The organism is Pseudomonas sp. DWRC2-2, from assembly GCF_049897885.1.
Lineage (GTDB): Bacteria > Pseudomonadota > Gammaproteobacteria > Pseudomonadales > Pseudomonadaceae > Aquipseudomonas > Aquipseudomonas azotoformans_A.
Genome location: NZ_JAFCXD010000006.1, coordinates 201,616 through 225,429 on the forward strand (window position 1 = coordinate 201,616; position 23,814 = coordinate 225,429).

20 protein-coding genes and 1 pseudogene are annotated in these 23,814 nt (G+C 60.8%); 8 read left to right on the top strand and 13 right to left on the bottom strand.

Going from position 1 to position 23,814, the window contains the following annotated elements; all coding sequences use genetic code 11:
- The first annotated feature begins 24 nt into the window (after positions 1-24).
- Both ACP7EW_RS24765 and ACP7EW_RS24770 read left to right on the top strand, forming a co-directional pair.
- Positions 25-1,026 (top strand): cupin domain-containing protein, encoded by a 1,002-nt coding sequence (locus ACP7EW_RS24765; protein WP_426220900.1) that lies wholly within the window; start codon positions 25-27, stop codon positions 1,024-1,026.
- 130 nt (positions 1,027-1,156) lie between these two features.
- Positions 1,157-1,753 (top strand): glutathione S-transferase, encoded by a 597-nt coding sequence (locus ACP7EW_RS24770; protein ID WP_426220547.1) that lies wholly within the window; start codon positions 1,157-1,159, stop codon positions 1,751-1,753.
- Positions 1,754-1,759: 6 nt separating this feature from the next.
- Here the strand turns inward: ACP7EW_RS24770 and ACP7EW_RS24775 are convergent, their stop codons facing one another.
- Positions 1,760-2,527 (bottom strand): SDR family NAD(P)-dependent oxidoreductase, encoded by a 768-nt coding sequence (locus tag ACP7EW_RS24775; RefSeq protein ID WP_426220548.1) that lies wholly within the window; start codon positions 2,525-2,527, stop codon positions 1,760-1,762.
- 137 nt (positions 2,528-2,664) lie between these two features.
- On the opposite strand from ACP7EW_RS24775, the gene ACP7EW_RS24780 reads away from it, so the two are divergent.
- Positions 2,665-3,813 carry an aldose epimerase family protein gene (locus tag ACP7EW_RS24780; protein ID WP_426220550.1) on the top strand — a complete coding sequence of 383 codons (1,149 nt, stop codon included), beginning with the start codon at positions 2,665-2,667 and terminating at the stop codon, positions 3,811-3,813.
- Between the two features lie 249 nt (positions 3,814-4,062).
- On the opposite strand, the gene araH is transcribed toward ACP7EW_RS24780, so the two are convergent.
- From araH to ACP7EW_RS24815, 7 genes are read right to left on the bottom strand one after another with little or no spacing between them, the layout of a single operon-like run.
- Positions 4,063-5,031: an L-arabinose ABC transporter permease AraH gene (gene araH / locus ACP7EW_RS24785; protein WP_033903156.1), complete on the bottom strand. Its 969-nt coding sequence runs from the start codon at positions 5,029-5,031 to the stop codon at positions 4,063-4,065.
- 9 nt (positions 5,032-5,040) lie between these two features.
- Positions 5,041-6,543 carry an L-arabinose ABC transporter ATP-binding protein AraG gene (araG, locus tag ACP7EW_RS24790; protein ID WP_426220553.1) on the bottom strand — a complete coding sequence of 501 codons (1,503 nt, stop codon included), beginning with the start codon at positions 6,541-6,543 and terminating at the stop codon, positions 5,041-5,043.
- Entirely contained in the window at positions 6,540-7,544 is a 1,005-nt protein-coding gene (locus tag ACP7EW_RS24795; protein ID WP_426220555.1) for a substrate-binding domain-containing protein, read from the bottom strand. The genes araG and ACP7EW_RS24795 overlap by 4 nt, the downstream gene beginning before the upstream one ends.
- Positions 7,545-7,578: 34 nt before the next feature.
- Entirely contained in the window at positions 7,579-8,442 is an 864-nt protein-coding gene (locus ACP7EW_RS24800; RefSeq protein ID WP_426220557.1) for an SMP-30/gluconolactonase/LRE family protein, read from the bottom strand.
- Positions 8,443-8,478: 36 nt separating this feature from the next.
- The gene (locus ACP7EW_RS24805; protein ID WP_426220559.1) at positions 8,479-10,059 is read right to left on the bottom strand and encodes an aldehyde dehydrogenase (NADP(+)); all 1,581 of its coding nucleotides are present in this window, start codon (positions 10,057-10,059) and stop codon (positions 8,479-8,481) included.
- A gap of 10 nt (positions 10,060-10,069) precedes the next feature.
- A complete protein-coding gene (gene araD1 / locus ACP7EW_RS24810) occupies positions 10,070-11,059 on the bottom strand; it encodes an AraD1 family protein (protein WP_426220561.1) in 990 nt (329 codons plus the stop codon).
- A gap of 15 nt (positions 11,060-11,074) precedes the next feature.
- Complete coding sequence (locus tag ACP7EW_RS24815) at positions 11,075-12,397, bottom strand: MFS transporter (protein ID WP_426220563.1); 1,323 nt, start codon at positions 12,395-12,397, stop codon at positions 11,075-11,077.
- Between the two features lie 192 nt (positions 12,398-12,589).
- Here ACP7EW_RS24815 and ACP7EW_RS24820 point away from each other — a divergent pair, with 192 nt between their 5' ends.
- The gene (locus ACP7EW_RS24820) at positions 12,590-14,326 is read left to right on the top strand and encodes an IlvD/Edd family dehydratase (protein ID WP_426220565.1); all 1,737 of its coding nucleotides are present in this window, start codon (positions 12,590-12,592) and stop codon (positions 14,324-14,326) included.
- A 48-nt stretch (positions 14,327-14,374) separates the two neighbouring features.
- On the top strand, positions 14,375-15,097 hold the full coding sequence (locus tag ACP7EW_RS24825; protein WP_016978830.1) for a FadR/GntR family transcriptional regulator: 723 nt from the start codon (positions 14,375-14,377) through the stop codon (positions 15,095-15,097).
- 110 nt (positions 15,098-15,207) lie between these two features.
- On the opposite strand, the gene ACP7EW_RS24830 is transcribed toward ACP7EW_RS24825, so the two are convergent.
- Together ACP7EW_RS24830 and ACP7EW_RS24835 are read right to left on the bottom strand one after the other, a co-directional pair.
- A complete protein-coding gene (locus ACP7EW_RS24830; protein WP_426220568.1) occupies positions 15,208-17,331 on the bottom strand; it encodes a TonB-dependent siderophore receptor in 2,124 nt (707 codons plus the stop codon).
- 200 nt (positions 17,332-17,531) lie between these two features.
- Complete coding sequence (locus tag ACP7EW_RS24835) at positions 17,532-18,623, bottom strand: NADH:flavin oxidoreductase/NADH oxidase (protein ID WP_033903141.1); 1,092 nt, start codon at positions 18,621-18,623, stop codon at positions 17,532-17,534.
- 78 nt (positions 18,624-18,701) lie between these two features.
- On the opposite strand from ACP7EW_RS24835, the gene ACP7EW_RS24840 reads away from it, so the two are divergent.
- Complete coding sequence (locus tag ACP7EW_RS24840; protein WP_061436242.1) at positions 18,702-19,013, top strand: ArsR/SmtB family transcription factor; 312 nt, start codon at positions 18,702-18,704, stop codon at positions 19,011-19,013.
- A 7-nt stretch (positions 19,014-19,020) separates the two neighbouring features.
- On the opposite strand, the gene ACP7EW_RS24845 is transcribed toward ACP7EW_RS24840, so the two are convergent.
- The 3 genes from ACP7EW_RS24845 to ACP7EW_RS24855 are packed head-to-tail and all read right to left on the bottom strand — an operon-like array spanning position 19,021 to position 21,156.
- Complete coding sequence (locus ACP7EW_RS24845; RefSeq protein WP_426220571.1) at positions 19,021-19,215, bottom strand: hypothetical protein; 195 nt, start codon at positions 19,213-19,215, stop codon at positions 19,021-19,023.
- A gap of 10 nt (positions 19,216-19,225) precedes the next feature.
- Positions 19,226-20,266, bottom strand: coding sequence for a GGDEF domain-containing protein (locus ACP7EW_RS24850; RefSeq protein WP_426220573.1), 1,041 nt, complete (start codon positions 20,264-20,266; stop codon positions 19,226-19,228).
- Positions 20,267-20,292: 26 nt separating this feature from the next.
- On the bottom strand, positions 20,293-21,156 hold the full coding sequence (locus tag ACP7EW_RS24855; RefSeq protein ID WP_426220575.1) for a hypothetical protein: 864 nt from the start codon (positions 21,154-21,156) through the stop codon (positions 20,293-20,295).
- Positions 21,157-21,526: 370 nt separating this feature from the next.
- On the opposite strand from ACP7EW_RS24855, the gene ACP7EW_RS24860 reads away from it, so the two are divergent.
- A complete protein-coding gene (locus tag ACP7EW_RS24860; RefSeq protein ID WP_016978827.1) occupies positions 21,527-22,417 on the top strand; it encodes a bestrophin family protein in 891 nt (296 codons plus the stop codon).
- Positions 22,418-22,563: 146 nt separating this feature from the next.
- Positions 22,564-23,646, top strand: a pseudogene (locus ACP7EW_RS24865) (cache domain-containing protein); the annotation flags it as partial.
- Between the last annotated feature and the right edge of the window lie 168 nt (positions 23,647-23,814).

Sequence of the window (23,814 nt, forward strand, 5' to 3'; positions counted from 1 at the left end):
GTTCGCCCATTCGGATGATCTATGATGCAGACCCTTGAGTTTTTGACCAAAACCCCGAACATGACTGCAATGGCCCCTTTCAATCAGTCCTCCGACCTCATCGACGAACTGCTGCGCGGCATGCGCCTGAGTGGGGTGCAGTACCGGCGCATCCAGGCCGGACCGAGCTTCGGCATGGGCTTTGCGGCCAAACCCGGACATGCCTACTTCCACTTCCTGGCCGCAGGCACGGCCACCCTGAAAACTGACGACGGCAGCTTGTTTGAGTTGTCGGCCGGCAATGCCGTGTTCATCTCCCACGGCGGTGCCCATGCGCTGTCCTCCGATGCGGACAGGCCTGTGCAGGACATCGACGGCTTTGCCGCGACCGCGCTGGGCGATACCGTCTGCGCCGTGGATGCGTCGCCTGATACGCCCCCCAGCACCTTGCTGTTCAGCGCCTGCATGGCGTTCGAACTCGGCAGTCTCCAGGGGCTCGGTAGCCTGATGCCGGCCTTGATGCTGATCGATGCCCAGGGCCAGCGTTACCCCGGCCTGATGCCGATCCTGGCGGTGATGGAACGTGAAGTGTCCGCTGCACGCATCGGCTACTGCGGCATCCTCGCGCGCCTGGCCGATGTGGTCGCCGCCATGATCGTGCGGGGCTGGGTGGAATGTGCCTGCGGGAATGCATCGGGATTGGTGGCGGCGCTGCGCGACACGCGATTGGCCGGTGCCCTGCTCGTCTTGCACCAGCAGCCTGGCCGCGATTGGAGCGTGGCCGAATTGGCGGCGCATTGTCATGCTTCCCGTTCAGTGTTCGCCGAGCGCTTCCAGGCCACCCTGGGCATCCCGCCCCTGCGCTACGTGACGCAATTGCGCATGCGCCTGGCCAGCCAATGGCTGACCCTGGAGCGTTTGCCTATCGAGGAAGTGGCGCTGCGCCTGGGCTATACCTCCCAGGCAGCGTTCAGCCGTGCGTTCAAGCGTATTACCGGCCAACCACCGGGGGCCAGCCGTCAGCGCCGGAGAGCTGGCCCGGCATAAGTTCACGGACGCCGCCACGGCGCTTGAACAGAAGATCCGAAGCTATCAGCAATTACGGCGGGCCATTGCGCAGGCCGATGCTGAGCCCTTACTCTCTTGAGCCCATCACGTGGTAAGCAATGGAGGCTTCATGAAACTGATCGGCATGCTGGACTCGCCTTACGTAAGACGCGTGGCGATTTCCCTGGACCTGTACGGGGTGGATTTTGTGCATGAACCGCTGTCGGTATTCCGCAGCTTCGACGCGTTCGCCCAGATCAACCCGGTGGTGAAGGCTCCGACCCTGGTGCTGGACGATGGCACGGTGCTGATGGACTCCAGCCTGATCCTGGACTACCTGGAAACCCTGGCCCCGGCGAACAAAAAGCTGCTCGCGCAGCAATCCGCCGCACGCGCACGGGACCTGCACATCCTTGGCCTGGCCTTGGCAGCCTGTGAGAAAAGCGTGCAGATTGTCTACGAGCACAACCTGCGCCCGGCCGAAAAGCTGCATGCGCCTTGGCTGGACCGGGTCAGCGGGCAGCTGCTCGCTGCTTATTCGCTGCTGGAAAAACAACTGCCTGACAGTGAGGCGCTGACCCAGGCGTCGATTACAGCGACGGTGGCCTGGTCGTTCAGCCAATTCACTGTGGCGTCGGTGGTCAAGGCGGATGCATTTCCCAACCTGAGACGCCATGCCGAGCGGCTGGAACAGCATCCTGCCTTCAAGAAATACCCGATCGAGTAAGCGGACCTACACCCAGCCGCCATCCACAATAAAGTTCTGCGCCGAACACATCGCCGAGGCATCGGAGGCAAGAAACAACGCCATATTGGCGATGTGTTCCGGCAGCACACTGCCCGGCAGGCACTGGCTGCGGCTGATCAGCTCTTTAGCCGCATCGTCGACCCACATCGCCAATTGTTTTTCGGTCATGACCCAACCCGGCACCAGCGTATTCACGCGGATCCGGCTTGGCCCCAGCTCCCGAGCCAGGGCGCGAGTCATGCCGTGGGCGGCGGCCTTGCTGGCGGCGTACACCGGGTAGCCGGCGGAAGCCATCATCCAGCCGACGGAGCCGAGGTTGATGATCGCGCCGCCGCCCGCGCTTTTCATCATCGGCACCACGGCCTTGGCGGCAAAAAAGGCGTGCTTGAGGTTGACGGAAATCAGCCGATCGAACATTTCCGAGTCGACTTCTTCCAAGCGGTGGCGCACGTCATTGGCGGCGTTGTTCACCAGCACGGTGATCGGTCCCAGGGAGTGTTCGAAACGCGTGATGGCGGCCTTGTAGGCGATCTCGTCGGTGATGTCGCAGTTCACGAACTCCACCGTGTGCCCGCGCGAACTCAGCAACGCTGCCAGGCGTTCGCCCTGGCTTTGCGCGCGGTCGACAAAGCCGACCTTGGCACCTTGCGCGGCAAAGGCGCGCACCATGAATTCGCCAATGCCCGAAGCGCCTCCGGAGATCAGGACCGTCTTGCCTTCGAGGTCGGGGTAAACAGCGTGCTGGGTCGTCATGAAAGCTTGCCTCGCTTAATTAGTCTTATTTTATTTTGCAAAAATGGCGTTAAAGGCTATAAATTCGCTGCTCTATCGACAAAATATCGCACATTAGTAGAACTATTCCACTCAAAACAACAAAAGGAAGTTCGATCATGAAGCACCCTCGATACCTGCTGTCGGGCCTGGCGATGTCCATGCTGATCGCCAGCGGCGGCACCCAGGCCGCAGGCCTCGCCAGCGAACACAAACCCTTCGGTAAAACCAATGACGGCACCGCCGTCGAACAGTACATCCTGCGCAACAGCCACGGCATGCAAGCCACGGTCATTACCTACGGCGGCGTGTTGCAGTCGCTCAAGGTGCCGGACAAACACGGCAAGGTCGAGGACGTGGTGCTGGGCTTTGACGACGTGCAGGGCTATCAAAGCGGCACCGCGTTTTTCGGCGCGACCATCGGGCGTTTCGGCAATCGCCTGGCCGGCGGTGCCTTTGAACTCGACGGTAAACGCTACCAAGTGCCGCTCAACGACGGCCCCAACTCGCTGCACGGCGGCGCCCAGGGCTTCGACAAGCACGTATGGAAAGCCACGCCCGTCAAGTCCAAGGACTCGGTGGGCGTGACCCTCACCTACCTGTCCAAGGACGGTGAAATGGGCTTCCCCGGCAACCTGAAGACCGAGGTCACCTACCGCCTCAACGACAACAACGAACTGCACATCGACTACAAAGCCACCACCGACAAACCCACGGTGCTCAACCTCACCAACCACAGCTACTTCAACCTCGCCGGTGCGGGCAATGGCGACATCCTCAAGCAGGTTGCCACGTTGCACGCCAGCCATTACACGCCGGTGAATGCCACCTTGATCCCTACCGGCGAACTGGCGCCCGTCAAGGGCACGCCGATGGACTTCCTGAAACCGACGCCCATCGGCCAGCACATCAAGGAGGATCACCCGCAGCTCAAGTTTGCCGAGCCGAAACAGGGTGGGTTTGACTTCAACTGGGCGCTGGATAACAAGGGTGATGTGAAGCAGCTTGCGGCCGAGGTGCATGATCCTGAGTCGGGGCGGCGCTTGCAGCTGTTTACCACGGAGCCTGGGGTGCAGTTTTATACCAGCAACTTCCTGGATGGGTCGGTGAAGGGCAAGGCTGGGAAGACCTATCAGCACTGGAGCGGGTTTACGCTGGAGACCCAGCATTTCCCGGATGCGCCTAACCAGCCGACGTTTGCCTCAACTCGCTTGAATCCGGGGCAGACCTACACCCAGAACACAATCTTCAAATTCACCACCGACTGATCTGACCTAAACCCGCTTCGGTTAACGAGGCGGGCCGGTTGTTTGTGGCTAGAGGGCTTGTTGTGGCGAGCGGGCTTGCCCCGCGTTGGGGCGCGAAGCAGCCCCAATACAGTCACTGCATTCTTCCAGTCCGAACCCCGTTGCAGGTTTTAGGGCCGCTTCGCGCCCCAACGCGGGGCAAGCCCGCTCGCCACAACAAGCTCGGCTGCCACAACAAGCCCGCTCGCCACATAAACCCAGTCTTCACAATCAGCGTTGTTTCATGCGGTCGATGACCACGGCCAGCAGCAGGATCGAGCCTCGGATCACGTACTGATAAAACGTGTCGATGTTCTTCAGGTTCATCGCATTCTCAATGATCGCCAGAATCAGCACCCCGGCGATCACATGGCGAATCATGCCTACCCCACCGCTTAGCGACACCCCGCCCAACACGCAGGCCGAGATCACCGTCAGCTCAAACCCCTGGCCAATCATCGGCTGGCCGGAGGTCATGCGCGACGCCAAGATCACCCCGGCCAACGCCCCGATCACCCCATGCACGGCAAAGATCAGGATCTTGGTGCGGTCCACGTTCACGCCTGCCAACAACGCCGCTTCCGGGTTGCCGCCGATGGCCATGGTGTTGCGCCCGTAGGTGGTGTAGTTGAGCAGCCAGCCGAAGAACAGGAAGCACAAAATGGTGATCAGGATCGGCACCGGCACGCCAAACAACTGGCCGTTACCGAAGACAAAGAACTGATCCTGGGACACGCCCACCGCCTTGCCGTTAGCAAAAATGTAGGCGAGCCCACGCACGATCTGCATGGTCGCCAGCGTGGTAATCAGCGCATTGACCCGCAGCTTGGCGATGACGATGCCGTTGATCAGCCCCACCATCAGGCCCATCAGCAGCGCCGCGCCAATGCCAAGCATGACGCTGTCGGTGTCGCGCATCACAATCGCCGCCACCACCCCGGCGCAGGCGATGACCGAGCCCACCGACAGGTCAAAATGCCCCGACGCCAGGCAGAACAGCATGGTGCACGCGGCGATGCCCACGGTGGAAATCGCCAGGCCCAAGCCGCGCATGTTCAACGGCGAAAGGAAGTTGTCGATGAGCAAGGCGCACAGCAAAAAGATACTCACGGCGGCCAGCAGCATCGCCCAGTTGTCCAGCAGCGCACGCAGGTCAAGCGGCTTGCGTGCGGTGGGCAGCACGTTGTGTTGAGGGGTCATAATCGTCTCTCAGTTCGCCAGGCTGCGCGGCAGGGCCAATTGCAGCAGGTTGGATTCAGTCGCGTGCTCGCGGGTTTGCTCGCCGCGCAGCGCGCCTTCGCACAGCACCAGGATGCGGTCGGAGATGCCCATCACCTCCATGAGGTCGCTGGACACCACGATCACCGCAATACCTTGGGCGGCGAGGTTATGGATGATCTGGTAGATCTCAGCCTTGGCGCCGATATCGATGCCACGGGTGGGTTCGTCGAGCAGCAAGACTTTCATCGGCATCGACAGCCAGCGGCCAAGAATGGCTTTTTGCTGGTTGCCGCCGGAGAGGTACATGATCTTTTGCGCGGCGTTGGGCGTCTTGACCTTCATGGCCTTGATCTGCCGGTCGGCGTTGCCCTTCTCCCAGCCGTCGCGCAGCAGCCAGCCAAACGTGGAATGGGCGCCTCGCGCACTGATATTGATGTTCTCGGCGACGCTGGACAGCGGAATGATGCCCTCCTTCTTGCGGTCTTCCGGACACAGCAGCACGCCGGCGGCGATGGCATCCCGGGGTGACTGCAAATGCAGCGGCTCACCACAGAGTTGCAGTTGCCCGGCGCTGGCACGCTCCAGGCCGCTGAGCAGGCGGAAAAGCTCCGTGCGCCCTGCCCCGACCAGCCCGAACAGGCCAAGAATCTCGCCCTTACGCACGTTGAAGCTGACCGGCTCACGCAGGCCGGGCCCCAAGAGACCATCGACCTTGAGCGCCACTTCGCCGTGCTCACGCGGGCGGTAGTCGTAGATGTCCTGGATATCGCGGCCGACCATGCAGGTCACCAACTGGTCATGGGTCAGCGTGCTCATGTCCTCGAAGGTGCGCACGTAGCGGCCGTCCTTGAACACGGTCACTGCATTGCAGATGCGGAACACTTCCTCCATGCGGTGCGACACGTAGAGCACCACTTTGCCCTCATCCCGCAGGCGCGCGATGATCGCCATCAAGCGGTCGATCTCCCGTGCGGAAAGGCTGCTGGTGGGCTCATCAAACGCAATCACATGCGCGCCACGGGACAGCGCCTTGGCGATTTCCACCAGTTGGCGCTGCCCGAGAGAAAGGCGCCCGAGCTTCTCAGCCGGGTCGATTTCATCCGCCAGGCCCTTGAGGCAAGCGAGGGCCTGCTCTCGCAGCAGCCCCCGGTTGACCACGCCGAGCCGCGATGGCAAATGCCCGAGAAACAGGTTCTCGGCCACGCTCATTTCCGGCACCAGGTGCAGTTCCTGATGGATCACCGCCACGCCGCTGGCAATACTGTCGGCGGCGTTCTTGAAGGCCATGACCTGCTCGCCGATCTGCAGCGTGCCGCTGTTGGGAATGTAGGCGCCGCCAAGGATCTTCAGCAGCGTCGACTTGCCCGCACCGTTCTCGCCCATCAACGCGTGCACCTGCCCTGGGTGGGCGCTGAAGCTGATGCCATCCAGCGCCTTGACCCCCGGAAAAGTTTTACCGATGCCGTCAAATCGCAAGGCGGCAGCGGTCATTGCCACAGCCCGATCTTGGTCAGTTCGGCCTGGAAGTTTTCACGGGTGATCAGGGTCACTTCGTCCATGGCCGTGTACTTCGCCGGTTCGGTGCCTTTAGTGACCCACTCGTACATCATCAACGCGGTGTTGTAGCCCTCGATGTGCGGGCTTGGCAGCATCGAGCCGAAGAAGCCGCTGCTCGGTTTTTTCAGTTCGCCGATAGCGTCGGTGCCATTGATGCCGATGCCGATCACGTTGGCCGCCTTGAAGCCGGCGCTTTCAGTGGCGCGTACGCCGCCGAGCACGGTGTTGTCGTTCATGCCGCCGATGATCAGGTTTTTCGCGCCGCTGGGCAGTTTCACCAGGGCCGAATTGGTGGCGTCCATACTGCCCGGAACATCCAGGGTCTTGGCGGCCGTAAACAGGATGTGATCCTTGGGAATGCCGGCCTCTTCCAGGGATTTGACCGAGCCGTCGGTACGCTTCTTACCGGTGTCGAGCTCGTTGAAGGTGTTGATCACGGCGTAGGTTTCTTTCCAGTCCCAGCCGCGTTTTTTCGCTTCGGCGGCCATGGCAGCGCCTTGTTTCTGGCCAACTTCGAAGGCCGCCATGCCCAGGTACGGCACGTCTTCCATGAAATTGCCTTTGGCGTCGACGAAGCGGTCATCCACTGCGATGACTTTCAAGCCGTTGGCCTTGGCCTTGGCGACGATGGCCGGGCCGAGGGACACGTCCGGCGGGCAGATCACAAAGCCTTTGGCACCGTTGGCAGCGAGGCTGTCGATGGCTGAGAGGGTTTTCTCGCCGTCAGGCACGGCGATCTTGATCACGGTGAAGCCATGTTCCTTGCCGGCTTTCTCGGCAAAGGCCCACTCGGTCTGGAACCACGGCTCCTCGGCCTGCTTGACCAGGAATCCGATCTTCACTTCTTCAGCGGCCAGCAGCAGCCCGCTCAAGCTCATGGCCGAGACCGCCACAGCGGCGCAGCACAGGGAACGCAAACCACGACGACGATTCATACGGGTGACTCCTTGTTGTTTTTAAGTCTTGGGTTTATCCGGCAAAGCGGTGACAGGGTTTTCCAGGCACATCAACCTCGATGGCCAATACCGCACCATCCAGGGGGTGATCCAAGGGGCTGGCGGCACTGGTGATATAGAGGGTGGCAAGGTTCGGGCCACCAAACACGCAACTGGTCGGGCGGCTGACGGGCAGTTCGATGATGCGGTCCACTTCGCCATCGGGCGTGAGGCGCAACAGGCAACTGCCGTCCCAGCGGGCGTTCCAGATGTAGCCGTCAACGTCCATGGCCGAGCCATCCGGCCCGCCACGTTCGTGGGGGCCGAACCAGACTTGCGCGGGATCGAGTTGGCCGTCGGCTTGAATTTCATACCTGTACAGCGTGCCGTCCAGGCTGTCGCCAAAGTGCACATGGCGACCGTCATCGCTCCACAGCAAGGTATTCGGAATACCCAAGCCACTGAGCAACGGCGTGACCTGCGCATCAGCATCGATACGAAACAGGCCGCCGGAGCGTCGGGTGATGGGCAGATCTTCGCCCTGCTCGCCGATGTTGTTCTGCATGGTGCCTAGCCACAGGCGGCCCTGGGCATCGCAGCGCGCTTCATTGCCACGGTTGCCCGGTTGCGGGTCCGCGACGCACAGCAGGGTCAGGGCTTCGGTGGCCAGGTCGAGGCGATACACGCCGCTGCTCAAGGTCACCAGGGCATCGCCGCTTTCACACGGAATGAAGGCTGAGACATGCTCGGGCAATTGCCAGATCTTCAACTGGCCGTCCATCAGGCGCAGCGCCTGTTTACCGGCGATATTCACCCAGTACAGCGCCTGGGTCGGCGCGTCCCAGAACGGACCTTCGCCCAACTGCGCACGGTGCGGGGTAACGGCGATACACGACATGATGCCTCCTGGATTGTTGTTGTTCTCAGGTGCGCGTTACAGCGGGTCGCGAGATGGCGTGCCATCCACCAGCCGCTGGATACGCAACGGGTTGGCGTTTTTCAACGCGTCGGGCAGCAGGCTATCAGGGTAATTCTGGAAGCACACGGGGCGCAGGAAACGGTCGATTGCCAAGGTGCCGACCGACGTGCCACGGGCATCCGACGTGGCCGGGTACGGCCCGCCGTGCACCATCGAATCGCAGACCTCCACACCGGTCGGGTAACCGTTGAGCAGGATGCGGCCGACCTTCTGTTCCAGCAGGGGCGTGAGTTCGGCGAACTGTTGCAGATCAGCCGGCTCGCCAATGATCGTGGCGGTGAGTTGGCCGTGTAGCCCCTGCAAGGCGGCGCTGAGCTGGGCCTGGTCGGCCACTTCGACAAACACCGTGGTGGGGCCGAAGACTTCTTCCTGCAGCACTTCATCGCCGTCGATCAACAGGCTCGCTTCGGCCTTGAACAACTGCGGTTGCGCTTGGCTGCCGGCCTGTTGGCGGCCCGCCAGGTGCTGGATGCCCGGATGTGTCAGGAGTTTTTCCAGGCCCTTGCCATAGCTGCCCAGGGTGCCGGCGTTGAGCATGGTCTGCGCCGGTTGGTCGCCGATCAATTGCGCGACTTGTTGGGTGAACGCGGTGAACTCAGGCGATGCGATGCCAATCACCAGGCCTGGGTTAGTGCAGAACTGGCCGCAACCCTGGACCACCGAGGCGGTCAGGTCACGCGCGACGCTTTCGGCACGCGCTTTCAATGCCAGGGGCAGCACGATCACCGGGTTGATGCTCGACATTTCGGCAAACACCGGGATCGGCTGCGGGCGCGCTGCCGCCATGTCGCACAACGCACGGCCACCCTTGAGCGAGCCGGTAAAGCCCACCGCCTGGATCGCTGGGTGCTTGACCAGCGCCTCACCGACACCGCCACCGAAGATCATATTGAACACACCGGCGGGCATCTCGGTGGTTTCGGCCGCGCGGATGATTGCATCGGCAACCCGCTCGGCCGTCGCCATGTGCCCGCTGTGGGCCTTGAACACCACCGGGCAACCTGCCGCCAGCGCGGCGGCGGTGTCGCCGCCCGCAGTAGAAAACGCCAGGGGGAAGTTGCTTGCACCAAACACCGCCACCGGCCCCAGGCCGATGCGGTATTGCCGCAGATCCGGACGTGGCAAGGGTTGGCGATCAGGCAGCGCTTTATCGATGCGTGCACCGTAGAAATCACCGCGACGCAATACGCTGGCGAACAGGCGCATCTGGCCGCTGGTACGCCCGCGCTCGCCCTTGATGCGTGCGGCGGGCAAAGCGGTTTCGCGGCAGACCAGCTCGACAAAGTCATCCCCCAACGCATCCAGTTCATCGGCAATCGCATCGAGGAACTGCGCACGGCGCGCCGCGCTCAACGCGCGGTACGCAGGATAAGCTTGCGCGGCAGCCTTGGCGGCGGCATCGACTTCCTGCGACGTGGCCTGGTAGAACACCTGGGGCAAGGCTTCGCCGGTGGTGGCGTCGACGCTTTGCAAGGTGACGCTGCCGTTGGCGCTGCGTTGGCCGCCGATGTAGTTGTGGCCGATGAACGAGGTCATGGTTTTCTCCTTAAAGGGTGATGACGTTGCCGGGTGCGAACGCTGCTTCGCTGCTGCCGACACGGTTGACCAGCGGCGCGCCGAACTCGGCCTGGCTGATCTCGAACACATCGCCCGGCTGGGTACGTATACCATCAGCGAATGACAGGGTCGCGGTGCCGAAGAAGTGGACGTGCACATCGCCCGGCGTGAGGAACTGACGGTACTTGAAGTGGTGGTACTCGAGGTTTTCCAGGCTGTGGCACATATTGGCCTCGCCGCTGAGGAATTCGTTCTGCCAGATCACTACGCCGTCGCGCAGAATGCGGCTGGTGCCCGCCAGGTGTTGGGGCAACTCGCCCACGCGCAACTCGGGGCCATAGCTGCAACTGCGCAGTTTGGAATGGGCCAGGTACAGGTAGTTCTTGCGCTCCATAACGTGGTCGGAGAACTCGTTGCCCACCGCGAAACCAACGCGATAGGGCTGGCTGTCCGGGCCGATGACGTAGAGGCCGCCGATCTCGGGCTCTTCCCCCGCATCCTCCGCGAAAGGCGGCGACGGGAAGGCAGCGCCGGGGCGCACCACAATGCTGCCGTCGCCCTTGTAGAACCACTCCGGTTGCACGCCTGCCTGACCGGATTCCGGCTTGCCGCCCTCCACGCCCCATTTGAAGATGCGCATGGTGTCGGTCAGTGCGGTGTCATCACCGGCCTGATGCATCTTGTCCCGCGCCGAGGCGCTGCCCAGGTGGGTCAGGCCGGTACCGCTGATCAGCATGTGGGCCGGGTCCGGGTGGTCCAACGGCGGCAGGATTTTCAGGTCGGCCAGCAAAGTGGCGTAATCGTAGCTGTCGCCCAAGCCCAGGCTGTCCACCTGTTGCGCCAGGCCGACACCGGCGTCTATCGCAGCCAGGGCCAGTTCGCGCACTGTGCGGGCGCTGTTGACCTCACGCACTTTACTGCCTTCCACCACGCCAACCCGGCGGTCCCCGTTACGTAATTCAAACTGAACCAAACGCATGTCATTTCTCCTGAATCAAGTACGTGTAGCGCCACGGGCACTGGCGGCGAATTGGTCGGCAGGCAGCACGTGCTTGCGTTCGAGCAGGCGATAGACCACCCCCGTCAGCAGCAAGCCAAACACCATCACTGCGGACAAAAAGTACAAGCCCGACGCCAGGTTGCCGGTGTATTCCTTGAGCGCGCCGATCACGAACGGGCCGATATAGCCGCCGAGGTTGCCCACCGAGTTGATCAACGCAATGCCCGCCGCCGCACTGGCGCCGGCAAAGAACCGTCCCGGCAAGGTCCAGAACACCGCCGTGCAAGAAAACATCGCGAACGCCGCCAGGCACAACGCGGCCATTTGCAGCACCGGCATGCTGAGCCAGGCGCTGCAGAACAGGCCGATGGCGCCCAGCACGTAAAGCACGGCGAGATGGCCGTAGCGATCATTCAAACGGTCGGAACTGCGCGGGATGATCAGCAGGCCGATGATGCCGAAGATGTACGGCACGGCAGAGATGAAACCGGTGGTGAGGTCACTGCCGCCGAATTGCTTGATCAAGGTCGGCAGCCACAGGCCCAGGCCATAAATGCTCAGGGTCACCGGCAGGTAGAACAGCGCCAGCAACAGCACGCGCTTGTCTTTCAAGGCATGCAGCGGGTTGCCGTGGCGGGTCTGGCCGTAGGCTTGCAGGTCTTTGGCGAGTTCGCCGGTCAGCCAGGCTTTTTCATCCTCGCTCATCCAGTTGACCTGCTTGGGGCCGTCCGGCAGGTAGCGCAGTACCGGCCAGGTCAGCAGGATCGCCGGCGTGCCGATGACGATAAACAGCCACTGCCAGCCATGCAGGCCAAGGATGCCGTCCATGCCCAACAAACCACCGGACACCGGCCCGGTGATCATCATCGCGATGGGCTGGGACAGGATAAACAGCCCGAGGATCTTGCCGCGATGGCGCACCGGGAACCACTGGGTGATGTAGTACAGAACGCCCGGAAAGAACCCCGCCTCCGCCGCGCCGAGCAAAAAGCGCATCACATAAAAGCTGTGCGGCCCCTGCACGAAGGCCATGCCGATGGTGATGGCGCCCCAGGTGATCATGATCCGCGCAAACCAGCGCCGCGCGCCGAAGCGATCAAGCATCAGGTTGCTGGGGATCTCAAAGAGGAAATAGCCGATGAAGAACAACCCTGCGCCCAAGCCGTAGGCGGCGTCGCCAATGCCGACGTCGGCGCCCATGTGCAACTTGGCGAAGCCCACGGCGGAGCGGTCCACATAGGCGATCAGGTACAGCAGGATCAGGAAGGGAATCAGTTTCAGCGTGATGCGCCGAATAAGCCGCAGTTCCTGGCTCATGGGGTCGATCTCCGATTGTTGTTTTTATAGAAGCTCGGGGGACGCCTCTCGCGAAAATCCGCCAGGGCCATACCTCAGTTGAAGCCGACTATATAGTATGACTATTTGCAAAACAACTCTTCCAAAGCAAGGTTTTTGCGCTTATGTTTAAGCACGCATAGAACATATAGTCATACAATAAGAGAATCGATCATGTCTGATAAAAAGCCCGGCCTACGCTCTGCCCAGTGGTTTGGTACTGCCGACAAAAACGGCTTCATGTACCGCAGCTGGATGAAGAACCAGGGCATCGCCGACCATCAGTTCCATGGCAAACCGATCATCGGCATTTGCAATACCTGGTCGGAGCTAACCCCGTGCAATGCGCATTTCCGCCAGATTGCCGAGCACGTCAAACGCGGCGTGATCGAGGCCGGTGGTTTCCCGGTGGAATTCCCGGTGTTCTCCAATGGCGAATCGAACCTGCGTCCCACCGCCATGCTCACGCGCAACCTGGCGAGCATGGACGTGGAAGAAGCCATTCGCGGCAACCCGATTGACGGCGTGGTGCTGCTGACCGGCTGCGACAAGACCACCCCCGCCCTGCTGATGGGCGCCGCCAGTTGCGACGTGCCGGCCATCGTGGTCACCGGCGGGCCGATGCTCAACGGCAAGCACAAGGGCCAGGACATCGGCTCGGGCACCGTTGTGTGGCAGCTCAGCGAACAAGTGAAAGCTGGCACGATTACCCTGGATGATTTCCTGGCGGCTGAAGGCGGCATGTCGCGTTCGGCGGGCACCTGCAACACCATGGGCACCGCGTCGACCATGGCCTGCATGGCCGAGGCACTGGGCACCTCGCTGCCGCACAACGCAGCGATTCCGGCGGTGGATGCACGGCGTTATGTGCTGGCGCATATGTCCGGCATGCGCGCGGTGGAGATGGTGCGCGAAGATTTGAAGCTGTCGAAGATCCTCACTAAAGAAGCGTTTGAAAACGCGATCCGCGTGAATGCCGCCATTGGTGGCTCGACCAACGCGGTGATCCATTTGAAAGCCATTGCCGGACGCATTGGCGTGGAGCTGGACCTGGATGACTGGACCCGCATGGGCCGTGGCATGCCAACCATCGTCGACTTGCAGCCGTCGGGACGCTTCCTGATGGAAGAGTTCTACTATGCCGGGGGCCTGCCCGCCGTGTTGCGTCGCCTCGGTGAAGCCAACCTGATTCCCCATCCGAATGCCTTGACAGTGAACGGCAAATCCCTCGGCGAGAACACCAAGGACTCGCCGATCTACGGCCAGGACCAAGTGATCCGCACCCTCGACAACCCGATCCGCGCCGACGGCGGTATCTGCGTGCTGCGCGGCAACCTGGCGCCTCTCGGTGCAGTCCTCAAGCCGTCCGCCGCCAGCCCTGAACTGATGCAGCACCGAGGCCGCGCCGTGGTGTTCGAGAACTTCGACATGTACAAGGCACGTATCAACGACCCGGAGCTGGACGTCGACGCCAACTCGATCCTGGTCATGAAAAACTGCGGGCCCAAGGGTTACCCTGGCATGGCCGAAGTCGGCAACATGGGCTTGCCCGCCAAGCTGCTGGCCCAAGGCGTGACCGACATGGTGCGGATCTCCGACGCGCGCATGAGCGGCACGGCCTACGGCACGGTGGTGTTGCACGTGGCGCCGGAGGCGGCGGCCGGCGGTCCGTTGGCCACGGTCAAGGAAGGTGACTGGATCGAACTCGACTGCGCCAACGGCCGCCTGCACCTGGACATCCCCGACGCAGAGCTGGCGGCACGCATGGCCGACCTGGCGCCACCTGAGAAGCTGATCGTCGGCGGCTATCGCCAGCTGTATGTCGACCATGTGCTGCAGGCCGACCAAGGCTGCGACTTTGACTTCCTGGTGGGTTGCCGCGGGGCGGAAGTCCCACGGCATTCCCACTAATTGGGATGCTATGATGCCGCGTCTTTAAGCCAGAGCCGTCCTGTAGTCATGGATCACCAGCCGCCCAAGCCGCGCAAGAGCCAGCATGCCCAGATCGTTCAGGATTTGGGCATGCACATCGTTTCCGGTCGCTTCAAGCCCGAAGAACGCTTGCCCATGGAGGCCACGCTCTGCGAGGAGTACAAGGTCAGCCGCTCGGTGTTGCGTGAAGCGACCCGCGTGCTCAGCGCCAAGGGCCTGGTGTATTCCAAGCCCCGGGTGGGCGCGGTGGTGCGGCCACGCTTGAAATGGCACCTGCTCGACCCGGACGTGCTGTCCTGGTTGATGCAATCCACGCCCCACAGCGAGTTCTTCAACACCCTGGCCGGCGTGCGGCGCATCCTCGAACCGGAAATCGCCGCCATGGCCGCGACCACCGCCACCGACGAAGACATCGCCACCATCGAGCAAGCCTACCTGGGCATGGAAACCGCGCAGACCCACGAACAGCTGCTGCAGGCTGACCTGGACTTCCACCGCGCGATTGCCGACGCCACCCGCAACGACCTGCTGGCCTACATGTGCAACATGCTGTCGCTGCCGTTGCGCGAGTCGATCAACATCACCAACCGCCGCCCGGACATCCAGGGCCTGAGCCTGCCCCGGCACAAGGCGATCCTCACTGCCATTCAGAACCGCGATGCCCTGGGCGCGCGGCATGCCTCGCTGGTGCAACTGGATGACACGCGGGTGGCGTTGGATACGGTGATGAATGTGCTCACGCCGCTGTAATGGGCAAGCCATCAGCCACGCTTTATCAGGCTTAAATCAATCCAAATGTGGCAGCGGGCAAGCCCGCTCCCACAGGGATATGCGGTGTGCCTGGCCATCGTGTTATTGATTCACAGGGTGTAAGCGATGCCCACCTGAACTGTGCGTGGCGCGCCTGGGTAGGCGTAGAAGTTACCGAACGCGCCCTCTTCAAAGTCGCGATTGAACAGGTTCTTCACATCCAGGTTGAGCCGCACTTTGTCGTTGACCTTGTAGTAGCCAAGCAGATCGACCACGGTGTAGGCGTCCATCGTGAACGGGGTATTGGAGGTCTGGCCGACACGCTCATCAACGTATTTCGCGCCCGCGCCCAGCCCCAGCCCTTTAAGGCTTCCGTCCTGGAATTCGTAGACGTTCAGCAGACTGAAGCTGTTGCGCGGGATGTTGGCCAGGTGCGTACCGACACGGAGTGTGTTGTCCTTGGTCACTTCGGCGTCCACGTAGGCATAACCACCGATCACGCGCCACTCTGGCGTAAGGTTGCCGGCGACGTTCAAGTCAAAACCACGGCTGCGCACCTGGCCCGCTGCGACCTTGAAGGTGGCGGTGGGGTCCGCAGGATCAGTGGTCAGCACGTTCTTTTTGTCGATCTGATAAATCGCAGCGTCGACACTCAGCTGGTGATCCAGCGCTTCCCACTTGATGCCCATTTCATAAGATTTGCCTTTCTCCGGCTCAAAGCCTTCGCCGGTGCGGGCGGCGCCCGTATTGGGCTTGAATGAACGCGCAGCATCGGCGTACACGGCAAGTGAGTCGGTCAGGTCGTAGATCACACCCACCCGTGGTGTTACAGCGTTATCGCTGGCTTCCCAGTTCTTTGTGCCCGGCACGTAGCTCTCGTACTGGTGCTCAAAACGCTCGAAACGAGCGCCAGCGAGGACTTTTAAACGTTCAGTCAGGGCGACCTGATCCTGAACGAAGGCTGCGTAGGTCTTGAGGTTTTCCTTGTCATGAGTAGGCGTGTTGGTGAGTGCAGGCCGTGGCTTGCCATAGACCGGGTTGAAAATATCACTGGTGTAGGCAGCGGACGAACGCTGGATGATTGACTTGTAGTCGTAATCCTCAAACTCGACGCCGGTGAGCAAGGTGTGATCGAACCCACCCGTGGAAAAATGCCCGGTGAGGTTGAGCTGGGTGTCCTTGTCGGTCCACTCCAGCTTGCGGTAGTTGAAGTTGCGGTTGAGCGTGTGCCCGTCAGCAGCCAAGCTATTGGCTTCAATCGCGTTGCCTTGCAACGTACCGTCGAGCCACTGGAAACCACCGCCCAAGGTCCAGTTATCATTGAGTACATGCTCGAAACGCAGCTGGGCCATGCTGTTGTCGTTGTGCAATTTCCCGACATCTTTATCGCCCCAGAACGTATCGCGCGACGCCGTGCCTTTCTGCGTGGCAAAGCGCGTCAAGCCACGGTCCAACGGGTGATTGTTACGCATGAAGTCGCCTTCGAAGATCACCTTGGTGTCGTCGGTGGCTTGCCAGGTGATGACCGGGCTCACGCCATAGCGCTCGGTTTCTACGTGATCACGGAAGGTGTCGCCGCCCTCGCCTACCACGTTCAGGCGATAAGCCAGACGTCCATCTTCATCCAACGGGCCGGAAGCATCCAGTGTGCCGCGCTTCATACCTTGGTCGTTCAACTGGCTGCCAAGGGTCACGGTGCGTTCGGCCTGCGGTTGCTTGGTCACCACGTTGAAGGTGCCGCCAGGATCGCCACGGCCGTAGAGCATGGTCGCCGGGCCGCGCAGCACTTCCAGGCGTTCGATGGTGTTGGCGTCGGGCATGTTCGGGTAGCCGCGATTGATCGGGAAACCATTGCGGTAGAACTCGCCGGTGGTAAAGCCGCGCACGGTGAAGGTGGTGAGCCCCTGCCCGCCGAAGTTGTTGGCCCGGCCGACGCCACCGGCGTAGTCCAGCGCGTCCTGCAAGCGGGTGGCGCCAATGTCCTCGACCACCGCCTTGGACACCACGCTGATGGACTGCGGGGTTTCGTGGATCGAGGTATCAGTGCGCGTCGCACTTGCCGAGCGGGTGGCATGGTAGCCCTGCACCGGACCCTGGGCGGTTTCGTAGTCGGCCGCGCCCGTAATGCTGGTGGTTTGCAGCTCGATCGCGGCTTTTTCAAGCGGTTCGACCTCCGCCCAGCTCAACGGGGAAAACGCCTGAAGCACACACACGGAAAGCAGGGTACGACGCATGAAGGATAAACCTAGTGAAAGAGCCAGATGGGGCGGCATATCTGCCAATTATTGTGGGCGCATAATAGGTTAAATCATTGTCGATTGACATCTATTCTCATTAACGATTTTTTGCGTAACAGCTTGGTATCAGCGCTCGGCAAAAAAACGAGCAAAAAAAAGCCACTCTTGCGAGTGGCTTTTGTGACGCCTTCACCGCTTCAGCGATAACGCTCAAGCCAATGGGCGTAAGGCGCTGGCAACGTCCAAGAGGACTTCTCAACACCCAGCTCCTTGGCCGCGAAATACGCCCAATGCGGATCAGCCAAGTGCGCACGCCCCACCGAGACCAGGTCCAGATGTCCGGCCTGCAACGCACCTTCCGCCAGTTGCGGCGTGCCGAAACCCCAAGCCGATGTCACCGGGATACCGGCCTCACGACGCACGCGCTCAGCGATCGGGCCCATGAATGCCGGGCCCCATGGGATGTTGGTGTCGGGAATGGTGAAGCCAACACTGACACTCAGCAGGTCCAGGCCACCGGCCTTGAAACGACGGGCCAGTTCGATGGATTCGGTGAGGGTCTGCTCGTCGCGACCGTCGTATTCGATCACACCGAAACGCGCGGTGAGCGGCAAGTTTTCCGGCCACACTTCGCGCACGGCGGCCAGGGTTTCCAGGAGGAAACGGCTGCGGTTGTCGAAGCTGCCGCCGTAGGCGTCGGTGCGTTGGTTGGAGTGCTCGGAGAAGAAGCTCTGGCCCAGGTAGCCGTGGGCGAAGTGCAGTTCGATCCATTCAAAACCAGCGTCGCGGGCACGGCGGGCGGCATCGACGAAGTCCTGGCGCACACGGGCGATGTCGTCCAGGGTCATGGCGCGTGGCACTTGCGGCAGGTTGGCGCCGAAGGCGATGGCCGACGGTGCGATGGTTTCCCAGCGGCGCGCATCGGATGCGGCCATATGGTCGTCACCTTCCCACGGGCGGTTGGCGCTGGCCTTGCGACCGGCATGGCCGATCTGGATGCCCGGCACCGAACCGGCGGCCTTGATGGCCTGCACCATCGGCACGAAGGCCTCGGCGTGGGCGTCGCTCCAGAGCCCGGCACAGCCAGGCGTGATACGCCCTTCCGGCGCGACGGCGGTGGCTTCGACCACCACCAGGCCAGCCCCGCCACGGGCCATGCTGGCCAGGTGCACAAGGTGCCAATCGTTGACGATTCCGTCATCGGCCATGTACTGACACATCGGCGGAATGGCAATGCGATTGCGCAGGGTGACGTCTTTGAGTGTGAACGGTTCGAACAATGCGGACATGTTGACTCCAGCCAGTGGTTGGTTGATTCGATAGTTCGATGGTAATCGAACTATGGTATTCAACGATAGCCCCCTGTTATGATTCGTTTCATGCGAGCCTTCAAACACCCTCCCCTTCAAGACCTGACCCTCGAACGCGTGCTGTACGCCCTGAGCGATCCGGTGCGTCTGGAAATCGTGCGCTGCCTGGCCGGCGTGCCAGAAGCCACCTGCGGCGAGCTGGACGGCGGGCGGCCCAAATCGAGCATGTCCCATCACTTTCGCGTATTGCGTGATGCCGGGCTGGTGCAAACCCGCAGCGTGGGGACCACGCACATGAATTCATTGCGCGGCGATTTGCTTGAGGAACGCTTTCCCGGTTTGCTCGGGTGCATCCTCGCCCAGCACTGAACCAGGATCAGGCCAGCGGATCGCCTTCGCCCTGTTCGACGCCTCGGTCTGGCGCACTGCCAAACTTCATTGCGCCAATACGCCCTTGCAGTTGGTCGACAAATTGCTGCGCCTCCAAACGCGTGTTGAACATCATGCTCAAGTCACCCAGCCGCAGCAGGCAACCTTCGGGTGAGTCCACGTCTTCCAATTCGATTTTCATACGTCCTCGCTTATTCAATTGCCGCGGGCAAACGCGGTCGCACAGGGTTGCCATCCAGATGCACGCAATCCTTGCCGTTGCGCTTGGATGCATAGAGATTGCGATCGGCACACTTGAGTACCGCAGACAGCTCAGCGCCCGCCGTAAAGCACGTCATGCCCGCACTGCAGGTGTAGTCATGGGGCGGCGCGACACTGCAGCGAATGGCATGCAGCAGGCGTAGCGCATAATCGGTCGCCGTGTAGGGATCATCACAGACCAGTAATACGCCGAACTCCTCGCCGCCGATCCTGCCGAAACTATGGCTGCCTGGAGTGGATCTCAGGCACGCGGCCATCGCGCAGAGAATCCTGTCACCGACGTCATGCCCGAATTGGTCGTTCTTCAACTTGAAACTGTCGATATCCAACATTATGAAATAGCCGGTATGACCGGCTGCAATCAGTCTGGCGAAACTTTCCATAAAGGCGCGCCGGTTCAATAGGGACGTCAGGTGGTCAGTGTGTGCCAGTTCGCGGAACTCACTTTCAACCAGCAGCACGGAGCGCAAGTTCTTCAAGTAAGAGAAATTCAGGATGAAGCCAATAGACACTGATGACAGACAAAATATGAACAGGTAAACCTCGATGCCAGCGTAAACACCAATCTGGATATTTGGCCACATCACGCACCAGACCAACGCTGCACACATCAGGAAATCCCGGGGCGTGATAAAAAGTACTGCGCTGCTGAGCACCAACGTCAACGCCAGCGGCAAGGCAAATACTTGCAGTTCGAGGTTGGCGTGCAACACGTAGGCGAATCCAACAGCCAGCAACACCATGTAGGCAACGCCAAGCAGTCGCCACACGTAGTAGTGGGTCACCGTGCGGTGAAGTTGGCAGACCACCAGCAGGCACAGCGTGACCATCAGTTTGTCCAGCCCAAACGTCATCAAGGGATCAACCAGCAACACGCCCAACCAGGCGATAATCCCGATGACTTCAGCCTGCAAGATCGCCGGTGACAATAGCCTTTGCATCCGTGGCCGAAGCTTCAAGTTCGCCGGCATTCGTTCATTCCCTGTACATGAGTCGCCTACTGACCGTCGCTATGACCCAATTGGAGACTGTGCAGGCTGATCGCAAATGAATAGGCCATGAAGCGTCTGACCAACATCACAAACGGCGGTAGCACCTCCAGCTGCGTCTTGGAATGAATTTTGAAATATCCCCTGTCCACCCCTTCCCGAACCAAGCGAATAACGTGCGTCTTGGAGACCGATAATTGTTCGGCAAGTGAAAGATAAGAGGAAGACCGGAAACTGGCGCCGGTGTTATCCAACGCACACGCGTCGTTATAAATAGCCAACATCAACAAGTGACCGGCATCACGATTGACCAGCCAATAACAATCCGGCAGCAACTGATCAATGGTCGAATTACACTCAAGGATCGTCTTAAAGCCTTTGAAATAAACGGCCAGAAAAGCACGGTCATCTACCCCACCCAACTGCCGAATCACTGTATTTTCCGGATAGAGCGTGCCCAGCGGCTCCACGACCGAAGTGAGCATCGCCCTGACCTCCCGGCACGCCTGGGACGACGGGCTGAAAACGCGAAAACGGCTATCCTCAGGGTGTTCCGCCACTTTCATGAACCCCAAGGCCCTGAACAGCAGGAAGATCGACTCCAGGCCGTTCCTCGAGCAAAACCCGCGCGCCAGACACAATGCTTTCACGTCGGACAGTAACGGCAACGACCGAGAAAAATACGCACTCAATAACGCAAAAGACACCATCAAACGATTGAGCTTCAACGCCGTCTTGTAAAAAAACGGCCTTTTTGAATAAGGCTCCAGCAGCAGTGTGTAATGCGTGCGGATGCACGCCTCAAATTCCACATTGCATTCGACTACACGTGCCGAATGCTCCAGCGCCAACTTCAACGAACGACCACACATGAGAAAGAGCCCTGATCAAACAACCTGAATTCATTGATATCAATTGCATTCTTTATGCAACCAGGTCTCACAACAACTCACGTCAGAATAAAAGCCACTAATGGCGTTTTGCCTCGAAGCGCAATCTATCGTGATTACAGTACGGGACCCCATCGCTACCAAAATTGTTCCAATGGCCCGTAGCAACTGGGTGAGCAGCAAAACTCTTGTGACATTTACTTACATATCGCCCGCACACTTGAAAGCCAAGCGGTGTAAGCCAAATCCAGCCAAGTCGACTTAAACGTTTCAGTCTGCGGGGCGAACCTTACCCACCAGACGGCGTCCGAGCTTAAGCACTGTTGCTTACCGCTCGCCGCGAGGTCTTCGTTTGAAAGCTGCCATCCTCAAAAAGTACCGCCTGATCATCAAGACCATGGGTTACGTGGGCTGGGCGCTGTTCTGGCTGTTGCTGTGGGACGTCGCCGTCACTGTGGACTTCATGCTGTTTCTCACCGCCAAGATCAATTTGCCGCTGATGCCCCTGACCCTGCTGGGTTCGGCGCTGGTGGTGCTGATCAGTTTCCGTAACAGCAGCGCCTACAATCGGTGGTGGGAAGCCCGCACGCTGTGGGGCGCGATGGTCAATAACTCGCGCAGCTTTGCGCGCCAGGTGTTGACCTTGCTGGACGACCCCGACGGCGAAGTGAACCCGGTCAAGGCCACCCTGTTGCGCCGTCATGTAGCGTACGTGAACTGCCTGGCCGCGCATCTCAAGGGCCAGCCATGCCCTGAAGAAGTCCGCGCGTTCATTCCCAGCGAAGAGTTCGCGCGCAATGGCGCCACCAACAACTTCGCCAATGACATCCTCACCGGGTCGGCCGCGCTGCTGGCCAAAGAATATAAAGCCGGTCATCTGGACAGCATCCGCCTGGCGCGACTGGAGTCGACCCTGGTGGACTTGTCCAACGCCCAGGGCGGCATGGAACGGATTGCCAATACCCCGCTGCCCTACCCCTACGTGTATTTCCCGCGCCTGTTTATCTCGTTGTTCTGCCTGATCGTGCCAGTGGGCCTGGTGGAATCCCTGGGTTGGTTCACCCCGCTGGCCTCGACGGTGGTGGGTTTCATGCTGCTGGCCATCGAGCGCATCGGCACCGACCTGCAAAGCCCGTTCAACTCCAGCGAACACCAGATCCAGATGGAAACCATCTGCGAAACCATCGAGAAAAACCTGCAGTCGATGCAGCGTGATGCGCTGGGTGGCGAGCGCATCGGTTAAACCCTCCTTTGGCCCTCAAGTGCGTGCTCCCGCAGTCGATACACAGGGAGTACGCATGGGCCACACCTACCTCAAAACAACACATGCGACGCTCGACGCTACTGTTTTCTCCTTGCCAAAAATTATAAATACCCGCGGGTGAAGTCATGAATATCAAGCAAAAGCTGACCTGGGCGTTTGCCGCCATCGCGTGCGTCCCGGTTATTTTGGTCGCTGTATTGGTTGTGCTGAATCTGCGCGAGGGGGCCCAGGCCAATTTCCTCGACAGCAGCGGCCGTGAGATCCGCCAGATCGACAATGGCATGAAGCAGTTCTTCGACGGCATCAGCCAGAACGTCGACTATGTGGCCAAGGACCCGCGCGTTGTCGCGGCCAAGGACCTCAAGAGCTACGCCGGCGCCGACGCCGCACAAATCCCCCTCACCCCCACCAATAAAGAACTGCTGGAGATTTTCGACCAGTTCGCCAAGAGCCATCCGAGCACCGCTTACCTGTCCCTGGGTTTGAAAGACGGCGGCTACGCCAGTTGGCCCGACGACACCAAACTCAACAACTACGACCCGCGCGTACGCCCCTGGTATCAGGCGGCCATCGCCGCACCGGGCAAAACCGTGCGCACTGGCGCCTATTATTGGGCGCCGGACGATGTGACGCTGATCGGCACCGTGCACACCGTGGCCGATGCCAGCGGCAATATCCTTGGCGTGGTCGGCCTGGACGTGTCGCTCAAGCAGCTCACCGAACTGGTGCGTAACATCAAGCTCGGTGACAGCGGCTACCTGATGCTGGTGGAAGGCAACGGCAACGTGCTGGTCGACCCCAGCGATGCCAAGCACAACTTCAAGCCCCTGGCCGATCTGGGCCCGAACTACGCCGAACTGGCCAAGCGCGGCGACGGCGTGACCCAGATCGAGATCGATGGCGTGGCCTACATGGCCAATATGGTCAGCTCCAAAGACCTGGGCTGGCGTTTTATCGGCCTGATCAAGCGCGACGAAGTCATGGCTGGCGCCACCCGCCTCACGTGGTTGATCGCCGCCATCGCCGCCGTATTAGCGTTGGTGTTCGCGGTGGTCGGCGCCAGCTTTGCCAGCGTGATCGTGCGGCCGATTCGCGGCGTGGCCGACGGCCTGCAAGAGATCGCCGAAGGTGAAGGCGACCTGACCCGTCAGCTCAAGGTGCAAGGCAAGGACGAAACAGCCAGCCTGGCCGGCTGGTTCAACCAGTTCCTGGGCATGATCGCCCAGTTGGTGCGGCGAATCGGCAACGCCTCGTCGGACCTGCAGACCGCCGCCGCCGACACCAGCCAAGTCGCCAACAACATGAACCAGGCCGCCGGCCGCCAGCGCGAAGCCGTGGAACTGGTGAGCACGGCGTTCAACGAAATGGTCGCCACC